19 protein-coding genes and 1 tRNA gene are annotated in these 18,448 nt (G+C 66.4%); 15 read left to right on the top strand and 5 right to left on the bottom strand.

Features of this window, described 5'->3' with window-relative positions; genetic code table 11:
* Window positions 1–100: 100 nt before the first annotated feature.
* The 6 genes from dnaG (at window position 101) to ACWGRX_RS16990 (ending at window position 6,585) form a co-directional block, all read left to right on the top strand.
* Window positions 101–1,990, top strand: a complete 1,890-nt coding sequence (dnaG, locus tag ACWGRX_RS17015) for a DNA primase (protein ID WP_452118507.1) — start codon at window positions 101–103, stop codon at window positions 1,988–1,990.
* Between the two features lie 202 nt (window positions 1,991–2,192).
* Window positions 2,193–4,217: an RNA polymerase sigma factor RpoD gene (gene rpoD, locus ACWGRX_RS17010; protein WP_291636280.1), complete on the top strand. Its 2,025-nt coding sequence runs from the start codon at window positions 2,193–2,195 to the stop codon at window positions 4,215–4,217.
* A 222-nt stretch (window positions 4,218–4,439) separates the two neighbouring features.
* Complete coding sequence (locus tag ACWGRX_RS17005) at window positions 4,440–4,715, top strand: hypothetical protein (protein ID WP_452118506.1); 276 nt, start codon at window positions 4,440–4,442, stop codon at window positions 4,713–4,715.
* A 119-nt stretch (window positions 4,716–4,834) separates the two neighbouring features.
* A complete protein-coding gene (locus ACWGRX_RS17000; protein ID WP_452118505.1) occupies window positions 4,835–5,347 on the top strand; it encodes a hypothetical protein in 513 nt (170 codons plus the stop codon).
* Between the two features lie 192 nt (window positions 5,348–5,539).
* The gene (locus ACWGRX_RS16995; protein ID WP_452118504.1) at window positions 5,540–6,151 is read left to right on the top strand and encodes a LysE family translocator; all 612 of its coding nucleotides are present in this window, start codon (window positions 5,540–5,542) and stop codon (window positions 6,149–6,151) included.
* Window positions 6,152–6,153: 2 nt separating this feature from the next.
* Complete coding sequence (locus ACWGRX_RS16990) at window positions 6,154–6,585, top strand: secondary thiamine-phosphate synthase enzyme YjbQ (RefSeq protein WP_452118503.1); 432 nt, start codon at window positions 6,154–6,156, stop codon at window positions 6,583–6,585.
* A gap of 4 nt (window positions 6,586–6,589) precedes the next feature.
* Here ACWGRX_RS16990 and ACWGRX_RS16985 read toward each other — a convergent pair whose 3' ends face one another.
* The 3 genes from ACWGRX_RS16985 to ACWGRX_RS16975 form a co-directional block, all read right to left on the bottom strand.
* Window positions 6,590–7,144 carry a TetR family transcriptional regulator gene (locus ACWGRX_RS16985; protein WP_452118502.1) on the bottom strand — a complete coding sequence of 185 codons (555 nt, stop codon included), beginning with the start codon at window positions 7,142–7,144 and terminating at the stop codon, window positions 6,590–6,592.
* Window positions 7,141–7,512 carry a hypothetical protein gene (locus ACWGRX_RS16980; RefSeq protein WP_291650118.1) on the bottom strand — a complete coding sequence of 124 codons (372 nt, stop codon included), beginning with the start codon at window positions 7,510–7,512 and terminating at the stop codon, window positions 7,141–7,143. Before ACWGRX_RS16980 ends, ACWGRX_RS16985 begins: the two co-directional genes overlap by 4 nt.
* 182 nt (window positions 7,513–7,694) lie before the next feature.
* Window positions 7,695–8,009 (bottom strand): hypothetical protein, encoded by a 315-nt coding sequence (locus ACWGRX_RS16975; RefSeq protein ID WP_452118501.1) that lies wholly within the window; start codon window positions 8,007–8,009, stop codon window positions 7,695–7,697.
* A gap of 200 nt (window positions 8,010–8,209) precedes the next feature.
* On the opposite strand from ACWGRX_RS16975, the gene ACWGRX_RS16970 reads away from it, so the two are divergent.
* A complete protein-coding gene (locus ACWGRX_RS16970) occupies window positions 8,210–8,497 on the top strand; it encodes an HlyU family transcriptional regulator (RefSeq protein ID WP_291650123.1) in 288 nt (95 codons plus the stop codon).
* A gap of 287 nt (window positions 8,498–8,784) precedes the next feature.
* Window positions 8,785–10,062: a putative bifunctional diguanylate cyclase/phosphodiesterase gene (locus ACWGRX_RS16965; protein ID WP_452118500.1), complete on the top strand. Its 1,278-nt coding sequence runs from the start codon at window positions 8,785–8,787 to the stop codon at window positions 10,060–10,062.
* Between the two features lie 89 nt (window positions 10,063–10,151).
* Here the strand turns inward: ACWGRX_RS16965 and ACWGRX_RS16960 are convergent, their stop codons facing one another.
* Window positions 10,152–11,228: a 2-dehydropantoate 2-reductase gene (locus tag ACWGRX_RS16960; protein ID WP_452118499.1), complete on the bottom strand. Its 1,077-nt coding sequence runs from the start codon at window positions 11,226–11,228 to the stop codon at window positions 10,152–10,154.
* A 157-nt stretch (window positions 11,229–11,385) separates the two neighbouring features.
* On the opposite strand from ACWGRX_RS16960, the gene ACWGRX_RS16955 reads away from it, so the two are divergent.
* Entirely contained in the window at window positions 11,386–12,609 is a 1,224-nt protein-coding gene (locus tag ACWGRX_RS16955; RefSeq protein ID WP_452118498.1) for an MFS transporter, read from the top strand.
* Between the two features lie 104 nt (window positions 12,610–12,713).
* Here ACWGRX_RS16955 and ACWGRX_RS16950 read toward each other — a convergent pair whose 3' ends face one another.
* Window positions 12,714–13,136 (bottom strand): VOC family protein, encoded by a 423-nt coding sequence (locus ACWGRX_RS16950; protein ID WP_291636303.1) that lies wholly within the window; start codon window positions 13,134–13,136, stop codon window positions 12,714–12,716.
* 80 nt (window positions 13,137–13,216) lie between these two features.
* On the opposite strand from ACWGRX_RS16950, the gene ACWGRX_RS16945 reads away from it, so the two are divergent.
* The 6 genes from ACWGRX_RS16945 (at window position 13,217) to ACWGRX_RS16920 (ending at window position 18,159) form a co-directional block, all read left to right on the top strand.
* Window positions 13,217–13,588: a hypothetical protein gene (locus ACWGRX_RS16945; RefSeq protein ID WP_291636305.1), complete on the top strand. Its 372-nt coding sequence runs from the start codon at window positions 13,217–13,219 to the stop codon at window positions 13,586–13,588.
* The gene (locus ACWGRX_RS16940; RefSeq protein WP_291636307.1) at window positions 13,581–13,991 is read left to right on the top strand and encodes an acyl-CoA thioesterase; all 411 of its coding nucleotides are present in this window, start codon (window positions 13,581–13,583) and stop codon (window positions 13,989–13,991) included. Before ACWGRX_RS16945 ends, ACWGRX_RS16940 begins: the two co-directional genes overlap by 8 nt.
* Window positions 13,992–14,222: 231 nt before the next feature.
* Complete coding sequence (locus tag ACWGRX_RS16935) at window positions 14,223–14,357, top strand: hypothetical protein (protein WP_452118497.1); 135 nt, start codon at window positions 14,223–14,225, stop codon at window positions 14,355–14,357.
* A gap of 89 nt (window positions 14,358–14,446) precedes the next feature.
* Window positions 14,447–16,849, top strand: a complete 2,403-nt coding sequence (locus ACWGRX_RS16930; protein ID WP_452118496.1) for a methyl-accepting chemotaxis protein — start codon at window positions 14,447–14,449, stop codon at window positions 16,847–16,849.
* Between the two features lie 131 nt (window positions 16,850–16,980).
* Entirely contained in the window at window positions 16,981–17,973 is a 993-nt protein-coding gene (mbfA, locus tag ACWGRX_RS16925) for an iron exporter MbfA (protein ID WP_291636313.1), read from the top strand.
* Window positions 17,974–18,083: 110 nt separating this feature from the next.
* Window positions 18,084–18,159 (top strand) — tRNA-Ile (locus ACWGRX_RS16920).
* Window positions 18,160–18,448 lie beyond the last annotated feature (289 nt).

Raw genomic sequence — 18,448 nt, 5'->3', positions numbered from 1 at the left:
TGCTGTCTTCTTCGGGCAGAGGCTGTGGATATAGGCGATAAGCCCCTCGCGTTTCGCTCCGGGGCTGGCTTTCATCGTCCGTATCGCCACATAGGAAGCCATGAAGTTCCCGCCCTCCGTCCTTGAGGAGATCAAGGCGCGGCTGCCGGTCTCGGCGGTCGTGGGCAAGCGCGTGCGCCTTGCCAAGGCGGGGCGGGAATGGAAGGGGCTTTCGCCCTTCAATGCCGAGAAGACGCCGTCCTTCTTCGTCAACGACCAGAAGGGCTCGTTCTTCGATTTCTCCTCCGGCAAGAACGGCGACATCTTCAAATTCGTGATGGAGACGGAAGGCCTGTCCTTCCCCGAGGCGGTCGAGAAGCTCGCTTCAGAGGCCGGCGTCGCGCTGCCAAAGGCCTCGTTCGAATCGCAGGCGCAGGAGGAGCGCCGCAAGGGCCTGCATGAGGTGGTGGAGCTCGCGGCTCGGTTCTTCGAGGCCGAATTGCAGACCGAGCGTGGCGGTCTGGCGCGGCGCTATCTCGCCGGGCGTGGGCTGGAGGGCAAGGCCCGCGAGCATTTCCGTATCGGCTATGCCCCGCATGACCGCTTCGCGCTGCGCGATCATCTCGCGGGCAAGGGTGTCGGTGCCGAGCTGATGATCGAGGCCGGGCTGCTCGTCCATGGCGAGGAGATCGCCGTGCCCTATGACCGTTTCCGCGACCGGATCATGTTCCCGATCCATGATGCACGCGGGCGGGTCATCGCCTTCGGCGGCCGGGCGATGAGCGCCGAGGTCTCGGCCAAGTATCTGAATTCGCCGGAAACGCCGCTCTTCCACAAGGGCGCACTGCTGTTCAACCACCACAATGCCCGGAAAGCCGCGCACGACACCGGCCAGGTCATCGTCGTCGAAGGCTATGTCGACGTCATCGCCATGACGCTTTCGGGCTTCCCGCAGGTCGTGGCGCCGCTCGGCACGGCCCTGACCGAGGACCAGCTCGGACTGCTCTGGCGCATGGCCGACGAGCCGGTGATCTGCCTCGACGGCGACAAGGCCGGGCGCAAGGCGGCGAGCCGGGCGATTGATCTCGCGCTGCCCATGCTGGAGCCGGGCAAGTCGCTGGCCTTTGCCCTCCTGCCGGAAGGGCAGGACCCCGACGATCTCGCCCGCTCCGGCGGCAAGCAGGCGATCGCGGAGGTGCTGGGCGCTGCCAAGCCCTTCGTCGACATGCTGTGGGCCCGCGAGTTTGAGGCGAGCCAGCTCGACACGCCCGAGCGCCGTGCCGCCTTCGAGCGCCGGCTGAAGGAGCCGCTCGGCCAGATCCGCGACGAGGCGACGCGGCGCCATTACCGGCTCGAAATCGACGAGCGGCTCGGCCAGCTCTTCGCCGCCGCCGCTCCTGCGCCGCGCAATGAGCGGCGCCCCGGATTTTCAGGCGGCGGAAGAGGCGCTGGCCGCAGCGGCTTCGGGGCTGCCGCCGCACGGTTGAACCTGCCGCTGCGGGCCAGCCCGCAGCTCGCCCGTTCGGCCCTGCTGCAGCGGGCGCATCGCGAGAATCCGCGTGAAGCCTTCGTCCTGCTCGCTTTGGCGAGCCATCCCGACCTCGTTCTGCGCTGTGTCGACGACATTGCCGAGCTCGCCCTGGAAGGGCCGGCGGCGGAGCGCTTCCGTCAGGCCCTGCTCGATGCGACGGGCGAGGGCGATTTCGATCGCGAGGCCTTCCAGCGCCGTCTCCAGCAGACCCGTGTGGCCGAGGCGCAAGCCGCGCTCCTGGCCGTCACCGGCCCGGCTGAGCGGTTGAAGCTTCTCCAAACCGCTGATCCTGAATCGGTTTTTGATTCGATTCATCAAGCTCTCGTCTTGCATCGCCGGGCGCGCACGCTACATAGCGAGCTTAAGGCAGCCGAACGCGCATTGGCTGACGAAGCGACAGAAGCCAATTTCGCCTGGATGAAGGACGTTAAGGCCCGGCTCGACGATGTCGAGGGCACGCAGGCCAACGCCGATGATTGACCGGGCGCGGCGCGTTGCATTTCGTCGGTAAATCCGGTGATGGCGGCAGATGGTGCACGATTCATCAACGATGAGTGGCGCTATCTGTGTGAGGGATGATTTGGGTGGGTGCGCGGCCGTTCCTTCGGCCGCGGCGCCCTTTCACGCGTCGAGGCATCGCTCAGGCGATGTCGCGGCGTTTCAGAAGGCGGAGCGCTGATTTATGGCCACCAAAGCGAGCGAGCGGGAAAAGTCCGAGCCGGTGTCGCCGGAAGCGCCTCCGAGCGCGGACGGACCCCTTCTCGACCTTACGGATCAGGCCGTAAGGCGGATGATCAAGCTCGCCAAGAAGCGTGGTTACGTGACTTATGACGAGCTGAACGAGGTCCTGCCTTCGGAGGAGTTCACCTCCGAGCAGATCGAGGACGTGCTCGGCCAGCTCAGCGAGCAAGGCATCAACGTCGTCGACAACGAGGACCCGGAAGCTTCCGGCGAGGAGCGCGCCGCGGCGCGCGCCGGCAAGGAAGGCGACGACGAGGAAAGCGAGGGCGGCGATCTCGTCGACGCGTCGCGCTCGGCTTTGCCTGTCGAGGTCAAGCGCAATCTCGAGCCGACCGAGCGCACCGACGATCCCGTCCGCATGTATCTGCGCGAGATGGGCTCGGTCGAGCTGCTCTCGCGCGAGGGCGAAATCGCCATCGCCAAGCGCATCGAGGCCGGCCGCGAGGCGATGATCGCGGGGCTTTGCGAGAGCCCGCTGACCTTCCAGGCGATCATCATCTGGCGCGACGAGCTGATGGAGGGCAAGGTCCTCCTGCGTGACATCATCGATCTCGAAGCGACCTATGCTGGCCCCGACGGCAAGAATCCGTCCCAGATTCCGGGCGAAGGCGAAGAGGGCGAGGGCGGCGAAGAGGCGCCTGCCTTCGGCGCCGAGGGCGAGCAGCCGCCGGAAAGCGACGACGACGACATCGAGAACAATGTCTCGCTCTCGGCCATGGAGGCCGAGCTTAAGCCGCGCGTGCTCGAGACCTTCGACTCGATCGCCAGCAACTACACCAAGCTGCGCCGCCTGCAGGACCAGGACATTGCCAACCGGCTTGAGAACGCCAAGCTCACGCCGTCGCAGGACCGCAAATACAAGAAGCTCAAGGACGACATCATCACTGCGGTGAAGTCGCTCTCGCTCAACAACAACCGCATTGAGGCGCTGGTCGAGCAGCTCTACGACATCAATAAGCGCCTGATCTCGCACGAGACCCGCTTGCTGCGCCTGGCCGAGAGCTATGGCGTCGCGCGCGAGGACTTCCTGCGCCAGCATATCGGCGGCGAGCTCGACCCGAAATGGGTGCTGCGCGTCTCCAAGCTCGGCTCGCGCGGCTGGAAGGAGTTCGTCGGGGTCGAGAAGGACCGGATCAAGGATCTGCGCGAGGACATCCACACGCTGGCCTCCGAGACCGGCCTGGAGATCCAGGAATTCCGCAAGATCGTGCTGATGGTCCAGAAGGGCGAGCGCGAGGCCAGGCAGGCGAAGAAGGAGATGATCGAGGCCAATCTTCGCCTCGTGATCTCGATCGCCAAGAAGTACACCAACCGCGGCCTGCAGTTCCTCGACCTGATCCAGGAGGGCAATATCGGCCTGATGAAGGCGGTCGACAAGTTCGAGTACCGCCGGGGCTACAAGTTCTCGACCTATGCCACCTGGTGGATCCGGCAGGCGATCACCCGCTCGATCGCCGACCAGGCCCGCACCATCCGCATCCCGGTGCACATGATCGAGACGATCAACAAGATCGTCCGGACCTCGCGCCAGATGCTGCACGAGATCGGCCGCGAGCCGACCCCGGAGGAGCTGGCCGAGAAGCTGGCCATGCCGCTGGAGAAGGTGCGCAAGGTCCTGAAGATCGCCAAGGAGCCGATCTCGCTGGAGACGCCGATCGGCGACGAGGAAGATTCGCATCTCGGCGACTTCATCGAGGACAAGAACGCGATCCTGCCGATCGACGCGGCGATCCAGAGCAATCTGCGCGAGACGACGACGCGCGTGCTCGCCTCGCTCACCCCGCGCGAGGAGCGCGTGCTGCGCATGCGCTTCGGCATCGGCATGAACACCGACCACACCCTCGAAGAGGTCGGCCAGCAGTTCTCGGTGACCCGCGAGCGCATTCGTCAGATCGAGGCGAAGGCGCTGCGCAAGCTCAAGCATCCGAGCCGCAGCCGGAAGCTCCGGAGCTTCCTCGACAACTGAGACGGTTTTGGACGGGGCGCTTCGGCGCCCCGTTTCATTTTGCGAGGCAGCGATGCCGGCGCGCCGCTTGTCTCGGTTTCGTTGCCCGGATATGCGGCGATATCATTCGCAGCCCTTTATAGGCGCCCTCCCTCTGCAGGGCCTTCCAAGCGAATTCGGCTGCGTCCGCCATTCTTTCGCTAAGATCGCCGAGAGGAATGCCGCATCCACGGGCGAGCGCGCATGACCGACATTCCAGATTCTGCCCAGATCGAAGTCGCCAGGGCTGCGGCGCAGGCTGAACTGGAGAGCGAGGCGAAGAAGCAATCAGCCGCTTCGGCGGGCGATGTGGCTGGCAGCGCCGCCGATATCGGCGGCAATGTCATGATGGAAGGGGTCGGAGAGGTGGCGTGTGCCACGGTCGGTGCCGTCGTCGAAGGGATCGGCAGCGTCGTTGGGGCCGCGGCCGAAGGCGCAGCCGCGGTGGTTGGCGGCCTTTTCGAGGGATTGGGCAGTTAGGAGGCCAGCTACGCGGCTTCGCTCGTCCGGGCCGAATGATCCGGCCCTATTGCATTGAAAAGGAGGCGCATCTGTCCGCCCTGCTTCGTCTTGCAGTCGCCGCCGTCCTGGCGGTGCCGATGGCCTTCCAGAGTTTCCAGGCGTTGGCAACGCCGATTGCTCCCGAAACCTTCATCGCCGCCGCGACGCAGATCGATGCCGCGAAGCTCTCGGCCCTCGCCCTTGCGGTGGAGGCCGATCCCCGGGGCGTGGTGAACCGACTGCAGGGTGATGTCGGAGGCCGTGGAGCGCTACAGCGCTATGCTGCGGCGATGCTGCAGCAGGGGCAGGCCCAGCGCCTCGGCCGGCAATGGGCGGTGCTGGTCGCCGACAAGGCCGTGCTGGCGGCGCCGGAAACCAAGGATGGAAGCATCTGGTTTCCTCGGGCGAAGGATGCCGGTTTCTTCACCGGCGGCATCGCTGCTGCCTTGTCACGAGATTCGGGCGCCGTTTCGGCCTTCGCCCGCGGCGCCGGCCTGCCGGAGCCTGCGAAGGTCCAGAGCATCCCCGAATGGCTGTCGCAGCCGGCAGCGCTTCTGCCCCGGCCGGCTCGCTCCGCCTTCGACCGGGCGCAGCGCGCCGGAGCCGTCTAGAACCTTGTCTTGTCGCATTTTTTCACGCGACCGGCGGCCGGAACGCTCGAAAATGCTCTGATCGCGAGCGCCGCAAGCGGCGCGATGTCGCCGATCCCGGGGTCGGCAGCGCATTGTTGACGAAGCGGCATGGGACGCTCGACAGTGACCGGCCGGGCATGTCTGATGCGGGCGTCTCGGTTGGAGCCTCCCATGTCACCCGAATTCCTGCTGACTTCGCTGATCATCGTCGCCTCGCCGGGTACGGGGGCGATCTATTCGATCGCGGCCGGGCTGGCGCGCGGCGGCAAGGCGAGCGTCGTGGCCGCTTTCGCCTGCACGCTCGGTATCGTGCCGCATCTGATCGCCGCGATGATGGGGCTTGCGGCACTGCTGCACGCCAGCGCGGTCGCCTATGAAATCGTCAAATATGCCGGCGTCGCCTATCTGCTCTGGATGGCCTGGCAGACCCTGAAGGAGCAGGGCGCGCTCAAAGTCGAGACCAAGGCCGATCCGCGCTCCTTCTGGCGCGTGATGGTCGATGGCATCGCGATCAACGTGCTCAACCCGAAGCTCTCGATCTTCTTCGTCGCCTTCCTGCCGCAGTTCATCGCAGCCGACGAGGTGAGCCCGCTGGCGCGCATGCTCGAGCTCTCCGGCGTGTTCATGGCGATGACCTTCGTCGTCTTCGCGCTCTACGGCCTGTTCGCGGCGGCGATGCGCGACCATGTGGTGACGCGCCCTGCGGTGATGGCTTGGCTCAGGCGCAGCTTCGCGGCGGCCTTCGTCGCGCTCGGTGCCAAGCTCGCACTGACCGAGCGCTGAGCGTGGCAACGCTGCCGCGGCAGTCGCGATTGACGATCGAGACGCGCGGCGCCGGGCTCTACGAGTTTACGCAGGCGGCCGCGCGCTTCGTGCGCGAGGCTGCGCTCGATGCCGGGCTGCTCACCGTGTTCGTCCGGCACAGCTCCCGCTCGCTGCTGATCCAGGAGAATGCCGATCCGGATGTAAGGCGCGATCTTCTCGCCTTCTTCGCCAGGCTGGTGCCGCCCGCCGACGACCCGGCCATGGCCTATCTCACCCATCGCGCCGAGGGGCCGGACGACATGCCGGCCCATATCAAGGCCGCGGTCCTGCCGGTTTCGCTCGCGATCCCGGTGAGCGACGGGCGCCTTGCGTTCGGCACCTGGCAGGGCATCTATCTGTTCGAGCATCGCAGCAGTCCGCACCGGCGCGAGGTCGTGCTGCATCTGGCGTGAGCGGTCACGGCGCGGCCGGGCGCGGCAAGAGGCGCATGAAGCTACGGTAGCAATCGTGCAGGTCCTGCGGCGACAGGCCGAGATCGAGTTGCTGGAAGCCGACGAAAGCGGCGTATTCGATCCGGGCCAATGCCAGGGCCTCTTCGGCCCGGCGCCCTACCTCGCCATGGAGCCCGGCGAGGTAGGCGATGCGCTCGCGATCGACAGCGGTGCAGATCGTGGCGACGCCGGCATCGAGCTGCGCGAGGCGGCGCATGCCCTGCTCGATGCGAAAATCGAGGCTGAGCGCCATCTTGTCGAGCGCGATCAGCCTTGCGCCCGCGGCCTCGCCCTCGTCGGCTTCCTGCATCAGCCGCAGCGTAAAGCTCTCGCGCCAATATTCGGCAAGGGCGGCAAGGAACGCCCCGAGCGCCGGGAAATGCGCGTAGAACGAGCCCTTGGTCTTGCCGGCACGCCGGCACAGGGCCTCGATGGTCAGGCCAGGCGGCCCGCCCTCGGCGAGGGCGGCAAGGCCGAGCGCGAGCCAGTCGGTCCGGCTAAAGCGGGAAGGGGGCTTCACCACCACAGCCCGAGCGCGCCGCAGGCGGTCATCGGAGTAAACAGCGCCCATTGCGGGAAATGGGCGGGGCGAAGCCGGAAGCCGCCGATCATGCCGAGGCTCCAGGCCGCGAAGAGCCCGGCTCCGGCCGTGGCGAAGATGGCGAGGTCGCGGCTGGCATGGCCGGATGCGGCGAGCGCGAAGGCGAGAGCCTGTCCGGCGAGGATGATCGTCACCAGATGCCAGCAGTAATACATCGTGTATTTCGGGACATTGCGCAGCCGTTCGGCGGCGAGCAGCGGAGCAGCGATCTCGCGACCGCCGAGCCAGGCGTGGATCAGGGTCGTCAGCGCGGCGATGACGGCGGCGGCGGCCAGCCAGAGATTCATGGCGGTCTCTCAAATTTTAGTACCATACGGTATGGTATTGATATTTAATCCCGGCGCAAGCGCATCTACCGGCAAGGGCGGCGAAAGCAGCGGAACGGACCAGGAATCGGAGTGCCGCGCTACTGCACGTCGGCGTGGCAAGGGTAGAGACTGCGGAAAGGCCGGTGCGCGTCGGCGGTCTTTCAACGGGCCGCGAAGCTCTCCTCCTGCGGCGAAGGCTCCCAGGCCTCGCCCGAGGCGATCAGACAGCTTTGGCCGTGCGGCGTCGTCGCGAAGACGGTGAAGGAACCTTGCGGACTGACGAAAATCTCGATCAGGACGCCGCTATCGGCCAGTCCCTGCCCGAGAAGGCGCTCCTCGAAGAGCTCGCCGAGCTGCGCGACCACTTCGTCATACTTGCCGCAGGCCAGCCCCGCCGGAGCCTGGCCGGCGGCGGAAGCGAGCATGACGACCCCGGATACCAGGACCGCCAGGAGCATTTTCAGGACGCGTGCCATGGCAGTTCCGGTGGCAGAGCGGCCGTCGAGAGGGTCAAGCTGGTCCGTGGTTTCTGTTCCCGCCCTGACTGAGCAAGAGACGGGGATGGCGCGCGCAAAACAACAGAGGCCCGCGGCCGCGGCTAGCCTGTCCCTGCACGAGATGCTTGGCCTCGCGGCGCGCATCTGCGTTATAGAGAGCCAAACAGATGGAGCCAGCCATGTCCTTTCTCAAATCCCTGTTCGGCCGCAAGGAGGCGACGCCGGCAGAGCCGGTCGCGCTCAAGACGGTGGAGCACAAGGGGTTCACCATCCATGCCATGCCGTTCCAGGAAGGCGGGCAGCATCAGCTCTGCGGGGTGATCGAGAAGGAGATCGACGGCGAATTGAAGAGCTATCGCTTCATTCGTGCCGACCGGTTTCCGGGTGCGCAGGAGGCGGCGGATTTCGCGCTGGTCAAGGGGAGGCAGTTGATCGACGAGCAGGGAGAGAAGATATTCAGATCATAAAGGAACAGTCTTCACGCCACAACGCGCCTTACGTTTCGTCATCTCTTCGGGGGCGTGATAGAATTCGCCAGCGCGCGATGCGGGGTGCAGCGCCAAGTGCAGGGATATCGGCGAAAATTGTCGGTTCATTGCATGTTTCTGATTAACTGAATGCCGGGAATTGCGCGCCGAACGCCCGGCGCAATCAGCGAAATCGCCGCACCACCATCGCGATTTAAAGATTTGTTGGCATTTTTAGTTCCTTGATGAACCGATATCGCTCGGGGCGCAATCACGACAGGTTTCGCATGTTTCGTAGTGCCGTGGCCGCGGAGACGCCGGCCGAGGGCCAGACCAGCAAGTCCGGATCTGACACCGGCGAGGTCGACTTGGCCCTCGCCTTGCTTTCCCAGCAGGGCGTTGAGTCCAGCCTTCTCGAAGACCGTTGGTTCAAGGCCATCGTCGCCAACCTGCCTGCTGCCGTCTATACGACCAATGCCGACGGGCACCTGACCTATTTCAACCAGGCGGCGGCGCGCCTTGCCGGGCGCGTTCCGCAGATCGGCGAAGATCGGTGGTGCGTCGCCGAGCGCCTGTTCCTGCCGGATGGCGCCCCATTGCCGCATCAGGACTGCTCGATGGCGATCGCCTTGCGCGAGAAGCGTCCCGTTCGCGGCGGCGCGGCCCTGGCGGAGCGCCCGGATGGCAGTCGTGTCGCCTTCATGGCGTTCCCGACACCGCTCTATGGTGACGAAGGCGAGATGGTCGGCGCCGTCAACCTGCTGCTCGAGCTCCGTGAAGGCGAGGAAATCGACGGCGAGGCCTGCGATTCCGCTCAGGGGATCGAGGCCGATCTGCGTCTCGCCATCGCCGGCGACCAACTGCGACTGCACTACCAGCCGCTGTTCGATGCGGCGGGAGTGCTGGTCGGATTCGAGGCATTGGCGCGCTGGACCCACCCGGAGCGTGGCGAGATCTCGCCCTCCGAGTTCATCCCTGCGGCCGAGGAATGCGGGCTGATTCTGCCGCTTTCCGAGCAGTTGCTGCGGCGGGCCTGCGCCGAGGCGGCCGGGTGGGCCAATCCGCTGCGGGTCGCCGTGAACATCTCGCCGCTGCAGTTCCGCCATGGCGATCTGCCGGGGCTGATCGAGACCGTGCTGGCCGAGACCGGGCTGGAGCCGGAGCGGCTCGAGCTCGAGGTCACCGAAGGCGTGATGATCACCGATTTCGACCGGACCATGCTGGTCCTGCATCGGATCAAGGCGCTCGGCGTCAGGATTGCGCTCGATGATTTCGGTACCGGCTATTCGTCGCTCTCCTACCTCCATGTCTTCCCGCTGACGACGCTGAAGATCGACCGCAGCTTCGTCGCCAATCTCGGCGTGGCCTCCGAAGCGGCGGCGATCGCGCGGGCGGTGATCTCGCTCGGTCACGCGCTCGGCATCGAGGTGGTGGCCGAAGGGGTCGAGACGCGCGAGCAGTTCGATTTCCTGGTCGACGAGGGCTGCAACTATCTGCAGGGCTTCCTGCTCGGCCGGCCGATGGCGGCAGAGGACTACGCCGTCGAGATGGGGCGCAAAGCCTAGAGCGCTCCTGCCGGGGGTGGATTGGTGGCCGATCTGCTTATGAAAGCATCGGCTTCGTCCGCAGCGCGGCTTCCGTTTCCCGGTCCCGCCTAAGCCGTGGCATCGGCGGGATTGCCTGCGGCGCCCTGCAATTCGGCAAGCAGCGTTTCGCCCGGCCAATATTGTCGGTTCGCATCCCGTTCCGCCGCGCGCACGAGCGCTGCCAGCCGGTTATTCACCGGGGCTCGCCGCCCGAGCCGCTCGGCCAGGCGGACGACCTCGCCATTCAGCCAGTCGATTTCGGTGGGGCGGCCGGCGACGAGATCATCCGCCATCGAGGAGCGCGCCAGCGGGTCGATCGCCAACATGCGGCGGCCCAGCCGCTGGAAAACTCCGTCGGGAAGCCGGAGCGCGGCAGGCAGAAGCTGTGCCGGGAGCGGTGTCAGCCGCGCCGGCCGGATGCCGGCGCGCGCCAGCAGCCCGAGCGCTTCCTCCTGTGCGATGGCGAGGCAACGCCGATAGGCGCGCTGGCCCAGTTCCTCGCGCAGGGGCAGGCCGGAGAGCGCGTTGATGGCATTGTTGAGGTTGAGCAGCAGCTTGGCCCAGAGCACCGGCTCCATGTCGTCATGGCGGACCAGCGGCAGGCGCGCTGCGGTGAAGCTGGCGAGGAAGGGCGTGAGTGCCGGGGCGGCCTGCGCGTGCAAATGCCCTTGCGAGCCTTGATGGAAGGCGCCTTGGCCGCGGTGGACGACGTTGAACGCCACCATGCCGGCGAGCACTTTCTGCTGCGGCAGGGCCGTCCGCAGCAGTCCGGCATTGCCGATCCCGTTCTGCAGGCTGAGCACGACCGTGCCCGGCTGCAGAACGGAAGCGAGCTCGGCGCCGGCGGTCGCGGTGCCGGCGGATTTCACGGTGACGAGCACGAGCTCGGCGGTGGCTGCGGCCGCCGGCCCGGTCGCGAAGGCGATGACCGCCGGCCCCTGCCGCCAATGACCGCCGCGATAATCCGTGAGGCTGAGGCCATGGCGGTGCAGTTCCGCGCCGACGGGCTTGCGGCCGATGAAGGCGACGTCGGCGCCACCTGCCAGCAGGCGCCCGCCGACATAGCAGCCGATCGCGCCGGCGCCGTAGATGCAGATCCTGGCCATGATGTCGTTGCCCGCTTCCGCCGATAGAAGGTGCAGCAAGACCGGCCGCCGATAAAGCTGCGATAAAGGAGGACCTCGGTGGCCCTGCATCTGCGCCGCATGGCCCCGCGGCAGGTGCGCTTGCTGGCCCTCTGGCGCCCGCCTATTGCTCGATCAAAGAGAAACTCGTTCTCCGGCTGCGGCCAGGGGAGGGAACATGCCGATCGAAGATCCGCGCTACGCGCCCGATTCCTCCTATGCTTGGTTCAGGCTGGCGCTCGCCTTGCTGGTCGGCATGATCGCCTGCGTCGGTTCCTGGTCCGCGGTCGTGGTAGTGACGGCGGTGCAGCAGGAATTCGGCGTCCTGCGTGCCGATGCCTCGCTGCCCTATACCTTCGCGATGATCGGCTTCGGCGTCGGCAACATCGTCATGGGCCGCCTGGTCGACCGTTTCGGCATCGCCCTGCCGATCGTGCTCGGCGCGCTGCTGCTCGGCGCCGGCTATGCGCTCGCCTCGGTCTCGGCCACGCTCTGGCAGTTCGCGCTGGCGCATGGTTTCCTGATCGGGCTCGGCGCCGCGACTGGATTCTCGCCGCTGATCGCCGATCTCTCGCACTGGTTCCGGCGCTATCGCGGCCTCGCCGTCGTCTTCGGCGCGTCCGGCAGCTACCTCGCCGGCGTGTTCTGGCCGCAGCTGATCAACTGGGGCGTCGAGACGCATGGGCTGCGCACGACGCATCTGTGGCTCGGCATCGCCTCGCTGGTCGTGATGCTGCCGCTGGCACCGCTGTTCCGGCGCCGGCCGAACGCCGCGACCTTCGCGGCGGCCGAGCTGAGCAGCGCCGGCGCGCGCGGTAGTCTCGGGCTGACGCCGAACCAGCTGCAGTTGCTGCTGGTCGTGGCGGGCTTCTGCTGCTGCGTCGCGATGTCGATGCCGCAGGTTCATATCGTCGCCTATTGCAGCGACCTCGGCTATGGCGTGGCGCGTGGCGCCGAGATGCTGACGGTGATGATGGCGCTCGGCATCGTCAGCCGGATCAGCTCGGGCTTCATCGCCGACAAGATCGGGGGCACGGCGACGCTGGCCCTGTCCTCGCTGATGCAGGGCATGGCGCTCTTTCTCTATCTCTGGTTCGACGGGCTAAGCTCGCTCTTCATCGTCACCGGCATTTTCGGGCTGTTCCAGGGTGGAATCGTGCCGATGTATGCGGTGGTGATCCGCGATTACATGCCGCCGCGCGAGGCGGGCGTTCGCATCGGCGTCGTCATGTCGGCGACGGTGTTCGGCATGGCCTTCGGCGGCTGGGTCTCGGGGCTGATCTTCGACGCGACGGCCTCATATCGCCTCGCCTTCCTCAACGGCCTCGCCTGGAACCTGATCAACCTCTCGATCGTCTGCTGGCTGATGTTCAAGGCGCGACCGAAGCTGGCGGCGGCGTGATGCGTTCCGTCATTGCGGGCGCAGCAAGGCGATCCAGGGGCGACATGGAACGCCGTCGCCCCTGGATGGCGTCGTCGCTACGCGCCTCGCAATGACGGGAGAGTTCATGCAGGCTCGGCACCTGGCCGATAGGTTCCGAAGCACCAGACATGGCCTTCGGGATCCCGGCAGATGAAATCGCGGCTGCCATAGGGCTGGTCGGTCGGCTCCATGATGATCTCGGCGCCCGCCCTGCGCGCGCGCTCGCAGCGGGCGTCGATGTCGTCAGTGGCGATATAGGGCGAGGCCGTTGTGCCGCCGAGTTCGGCCGGGCGCGAGACGAGCTTGCCGAAGGCGTTGTCCTCGGCCGAGCCGAGCATGACATAGCTGTCGCCCAGGCGCAGTTCGCCATGCAGCAGCGTCCTGCCGTCCTGCGAGTAATGCGCTGCGACCCTCTCGAAGCCGAAGGCGTCGATCAGCCAATCATAGATTTTCGGGGCATCGGCATAGCGCAGCGAGATTGAGATCGTGGCAGGTGGCCGCGGCATGACAGTCTCCTTGTGCAAGGCATCGCTTGACGCAGCTTGCCCGCCCGGCAATCTCGGCTCAACCTCAACGGGACCTCGCAATGGTGCGCCTGACACGCTTCGAGCATCGGCGGCAGAAACTGATCCCGATGCGGCGCTTTGCGCTGCGCATGGGGCGGGCGATGCTGCTCTGGCTGGCGCTGACCCTGGTCGGCCTCGGCATCGGCATGGCGGGCTATGCCGCGAGCGAAGGCATGAGCGCGCTCGACGCCTTCGTCAACGCGGCGATGATCCTCTCCGGTATGGGGCCGGTCAGCGAACTCAAGACGAGTTCGGGCAAGCTCTTCGCCGGGTTCTATGCGATCTTCTCAGGCCTGTTTGTGGTGATCGCCACCGGCTTCGTGCTGGCGCCCGTGCTGCATCGTGTGCTCCATTCCTTCCATGTCGAGGAAGGAAAGGAAGCCGATGACTGAGCCTGGCCTGCAGCCCGAGGAGAAGCCGCGCGGGGCATTGACGGTGCGCACCATCGCCATGCCGGCCGATACCAACGCCAATGGCGATATTTTCGGCGGCTGGGTGATGTCGCGCATGGACTCGGCCGGTGGCATTGCCGGGGTCGACCGGGCGCAGGGGCGCGTGGTGACGATCGCGGTCGAGGCGATGACCTTCTTCCGACCGGTCAAGGTCGGCGATGTGCTCAGCGTCTACACCACGGTGGAGTCGGTCGGCCGGACCTCGATGAAGATCTATGTCGAGGCCTGGGCCAAGCGCTTCCGGACGACGATCCACGAGAAGGTCACCGATGCGACCTTCACCTTCGTCGCGATCGATGAGGAGGGCAGGCCCCGGCCGGTGCCGCCGCTCGGCGAGGACTGAAGGCAGACGCTCGCAGTCCTCGTGTCGCGGGAGGCCTATTTTCGGGAAGGTTGCCGCCCCGCCGCAGTGCTCGCCGGCTGATCCGGGAGGCCGGCAAGTCCTAAGCGAAAGTAAATCGGCATCGGTGGCCGTTGATTCAGAAGACTCCAGCCGCTTAAACGTTCTTTAAGTGAAGCGCCCCGATCTTGTCGGACAACAGGCGTCAGCCTGACCTGCATGCTGGGGAGCCAGATGGTCGATCGCCGCGACATCCTGATAGGATTTGCCGCCAGCGTCGGGGAGCTGCCCGCTCCTCCCGACCGTTTCCTGGGCGCTCCGACCAAGGCCGAGATGGCCGCCGGCACTGTCGGCCCAGTTTCCATTTGATCGTTCTGTAAAGGCCAGCCGCTCGAGGGGAGCGGCGGGCATCTTCTTGCTGCCGCGACCGCGCGGCCATGCCTTCGGGAGTATCGGGTATGTCGAAGACAAAGAAGCCGGTGCGCCAGCCGAAGCCGGCATCGCGCGTCGGCATCGCCGCGCGAATCTATGCCGCGCTCGGCGTGTTGACCGTATTGACCATGGTGGCTTCGGGAGTTGCCTGGCTGTCCTATGAGCGCGTCTCGACGACGGTCGACGACATGGTCGAGCGCAAGATCCCGGTGGTCGAGCTGTCGCTCGAACTCTGGCAGGCTGCGACGACCTCGACCGCACTGGCGTCGCGCTTCATGGAGGTGCAGGCGGTGCGCGAGCGCGCCGCGCTGACCGGCGAGTTCGACAAGGTCGAGGCGCGGCAGTTCGACCTGGTGCGCCGGATCGGCCAGCTCGGCAATGTCGACAACAAGAAGGCCCAGGCGGCGCTCGATAATCTCTCGCGCCACATCAACGACATCAACGACCTGACCGGCGAGCGCCTTCGCAATGTCGCGGAAGCGGAGACCGCTCTCGCCAACCTGTCCAAGGCGCAGGAGAACTTCATCAAGGCGGCGAGCGGCGAGGCCGAGCAGGCCAAGTTCGCGGTGACCTTCGGCTTCGACGATCTCGGCTCGCTGACCGGCGAGGCGCTGACCGGCGCCGTCCGGACCCTGGTCGACCGCGACTTCGTGATCTTCGAGCTGGCCCGCACCCTGCAGGCCGACGTCAACGAGCTCGTCGGCCTGTTGCGCGAGATCGCGCAGATCAACGACAAGGCCCGGCTCGGCACGGCGCGCGAGCGCTTCAACGGCATCGCCTACAAGCTCAGGACGATCCTGCAGGACGCCGACAAGGTCAGCATCAATCAGACGCGCACGCGCACGGTCCAGGATCTGATCGCGATCGGCGAAGGGACCGAGGGGCTGATCGACATCCGCAACCGTGATCTCACCACGCGCGAGGCGATCGCCCGCGGTCTGAAGGAGGTCGACGAGGCCGCCGAAGTGTTGCGGCGCGAGGTCGATGTGCTGGTCCAGGGCGCGCGCAGCGATGCGAAGGCAGCCAGTGCATCGACCATCGAGACGATCGCGACCAGCAAGCTCTGGCTCGGGCTGATCGGGCTCGGCTCGCTCCTGATCGCGCTCGCATTGTCGGTGTTCTATGTCCGTCCGATGATCGTCGGACGCCTCAACCGGCTCTGGGCCGCGACCCGGGCGATCGCCGACGGGCAGCTCGAGACCAAGGTCGAGATCCGCGGCAATGACGAGATCTCGGACATCTCGAAGAGCGTGCTGCTGTTCCGTGACAATGCTGTCGCGCTCAGGGCCGCGGAGCTCGCCAAGGTCGAGGACGAGGCCCGGGCGCAGGAGCAGCGCCAGGCGATGATGGCCGAGCTCGGCCAGGCCTTCGGCGAGGTCGTCGAGGCGGCGGCGCAGGGCGATTTCAGCCGCCGGGTTTCGGCGAACTTCGCCGATGCCGAGCTGAATGCGCTCGCAGGCTCGGTCAACGAGTTGCTCGCAACCGTCCAGACCGGTCTGAGCGAGACCTGCGAGGTTCTGGCCGAACTCTCGGCCGGGCGCCTGCACACCCGCGTCGAGGGCCTTTATCATGGCGCCTTCCAGGAGCTGAAGGACGGCACCAACGGCCTCGCCGGCGAATTCGAGAGCACGCTCGCGCGGCTTTCCGAGACGGTCACCGCGGTCCGCAGCGCCACCAGCGAGATCCTCGACGGCGTCACCGACCTTGCCGAGCGTACCAGCGAGGAGAGCAACGCGGTCTCGGTCGCCACGAACCAGCTCGGTGCCTTCGCCGGAAATGTCCAGAAGACCGCGAGGGATGCGGCCGAGGCCGTTGGAATGGCGCACAGCGCCGAAGAGCGCGCCCAGCAGGGCGAGCAGGTCGTCGCTTCGGCGCTCGAAGCGATGCAGCGCATCCGCACCTCGTCGAGCAAGATCTCGGAGGTCATCGCGATGATCGACGAGATCGCCTTCCAGACCAATCTGCTGGCGCTCAACGCGGCGGTGGAGGCAGCGCGGGCCGGCGAGAGCGGCAAGGGCTTCGCCGTGGTCGCCGCCGAGGTGCGCAGTCTTGCCAAGCGCTCGGCCGACGCCTCCAACGACGTCAAGAAGCTGGTCGAAGCCGCCCATGGCGACGTCAAGGTCGGCGTCGGCCTGGTCGAGCAGAGCTCCGAGGTGTTCGGCAGCATCCTGACCTCGGTCAACGATCTCTCGGCGCTGATGGACGGTATCTCGCAGACGGCGCGCGGTCAGGCCACGGATGTCTCGACGATCAACAAGGAGATCGACGGCATCGGTACCATGGCGCATCAGAACGCGGCGCTGGTCGAGCAGACCAATGCGGCTCTGGCGCTGACCGACGAGCAGACCCGCTCGCTGAAGGAGCATATCGCCCGCTTCAGCTTCCGCGAGGGGCAGGCGGCGGAACAGGAGCAGGCGCGCGCCGCCTGAGCGCTCGCCGAGCCGTCCAGGCCCGAGATGACGGCCCCCGCCCCAGGCGGGGGCCGTTCTGCTTTGCGGCGTCGGCTTGCCGCTGGCGATGATTGGCGTTATTTAGAATTATTCTAAACAAGGACCGCGCCATGCTTTCTTCGCTCCTTCCGGCCGGGCTTGGCGGCCGGCGCCGTTTCGACAGCCTGTCCGAGCGCGAGATCCTCGCTTTGGCGATCTCCTCCGAGGAGGAGGACGGGCGAATCTACGCGACCTATGCGGCGATGCTGCGTGCGGAATATCCGGCTTCCGCTGCGGTCTTCGACGGGATGGCGGCCGAGGAGGATGGGCATCGGCAGCGGCTGATCGGCGAGTACCGACGGCGTTTCGGGGAGGTGGTGGTGCCGATCCGGCGCGAGCATGTCGCCGATTTCTATGTCCGCAAACCGGTCTGGCTGGTCGAAAATCTCGGGCTTGCGCGCATCCGGGAGGAAGCAGCGGCGATGGAGCGCCAGGCCCGCGACTTCTATGTCGCGGCCGCAGGCCGCAGCGGCGATGCCCAGACCAGGCAGTTGCTCGGCGATCTCGCCGCGGCCGAGGCCGGTCATGAGGCGAGGGCAGGGGAGCTTGTCGACGAGCATCTGGCGGAGGGGCCTAAGGCGGACGAGGATGCCGCGGCGCGCCGTCAATTCGTGCTGACCTGGGTGCAGCCCGGGCTCGCCGGGCTGATGGACGGTTCCGTCTCGACACTCGCCCCGATTTTCGCGACGGCCTTCGCGACGCAAAATCCGTGGACGACCTTCCTGGTCGGGCTCTCGGCTTCGGTCGGTGCCGGCATCTCGATGGGCTTCACCGAAGCAGCGCATGACGACGGCAAGCTTTCGGGGCGCGGCTCGCCCTGGAAGCGCGGCCTCGCCTCCGGGGTGATGACGACGCTTGGCGGGCTCGGCCATGCCTTGCCCTATCTGATCCCGTCCTTCTGGACGGCGACGGCGATCGCGCTCGTCGTGGTCTTCATCGAGCTCTGGGCGATCGTCTGGATCCAGAACCGTTACATGGAGACGCCTTTCGCCCGCGCCACCTTCCAGGTCGTGCTCGGCGGTGCATTGGTGCTCGCCGCCGGCATCTTGATCGGTGGAGCCTGAGGCCGGTTCCGATGTTTCGACGAAGTGTCGGATCGCCGATCTGTGCTGGCGACGGCGCTCGGCGATCTAACCCGTTGCATCCGCGGTGGGGCGGATGCTAGGCCTGCCGCGGGCCGGTAGCTCAATGGTTAGAGCTCGCTGCTCATAACAGCGCCGGTGCCGGTTCGAGTCCGGCCCGGCCCACCACCCACCCAGGTAGGACTCGAATTTTTGCCGGCGTTCCAAAAGCCCGCGTGAGTTCAGAGGCTTGCGTGGGGGCTTTGGCAAGGGTTTGCTCTCCGCGGCGTGAATCGGGTCGTTTCGACCTGTTCTGACCCGGCGGTCTCTGGACCCTGGTTTCGTCTTTCCGGGGATTGGGGACGTGCTCTGTCAGAGACCGGTTCGCATGCCGCCGGTCGTTCCCGAGGATCTGCTCGATGCCATGGTGCAGTTGGTCGACCTGGACAGGGAATCTATCCCGCACCAGAAGGGCAAG

This window comes from Allobosea sp. NPDC055594, assembly GCF_053618995.1.
The sequence above is the reverse complement of the archived record's forward strand: the minus strand, read 5'-3'. Positions and strand labels throughout refer to the sequence as shown.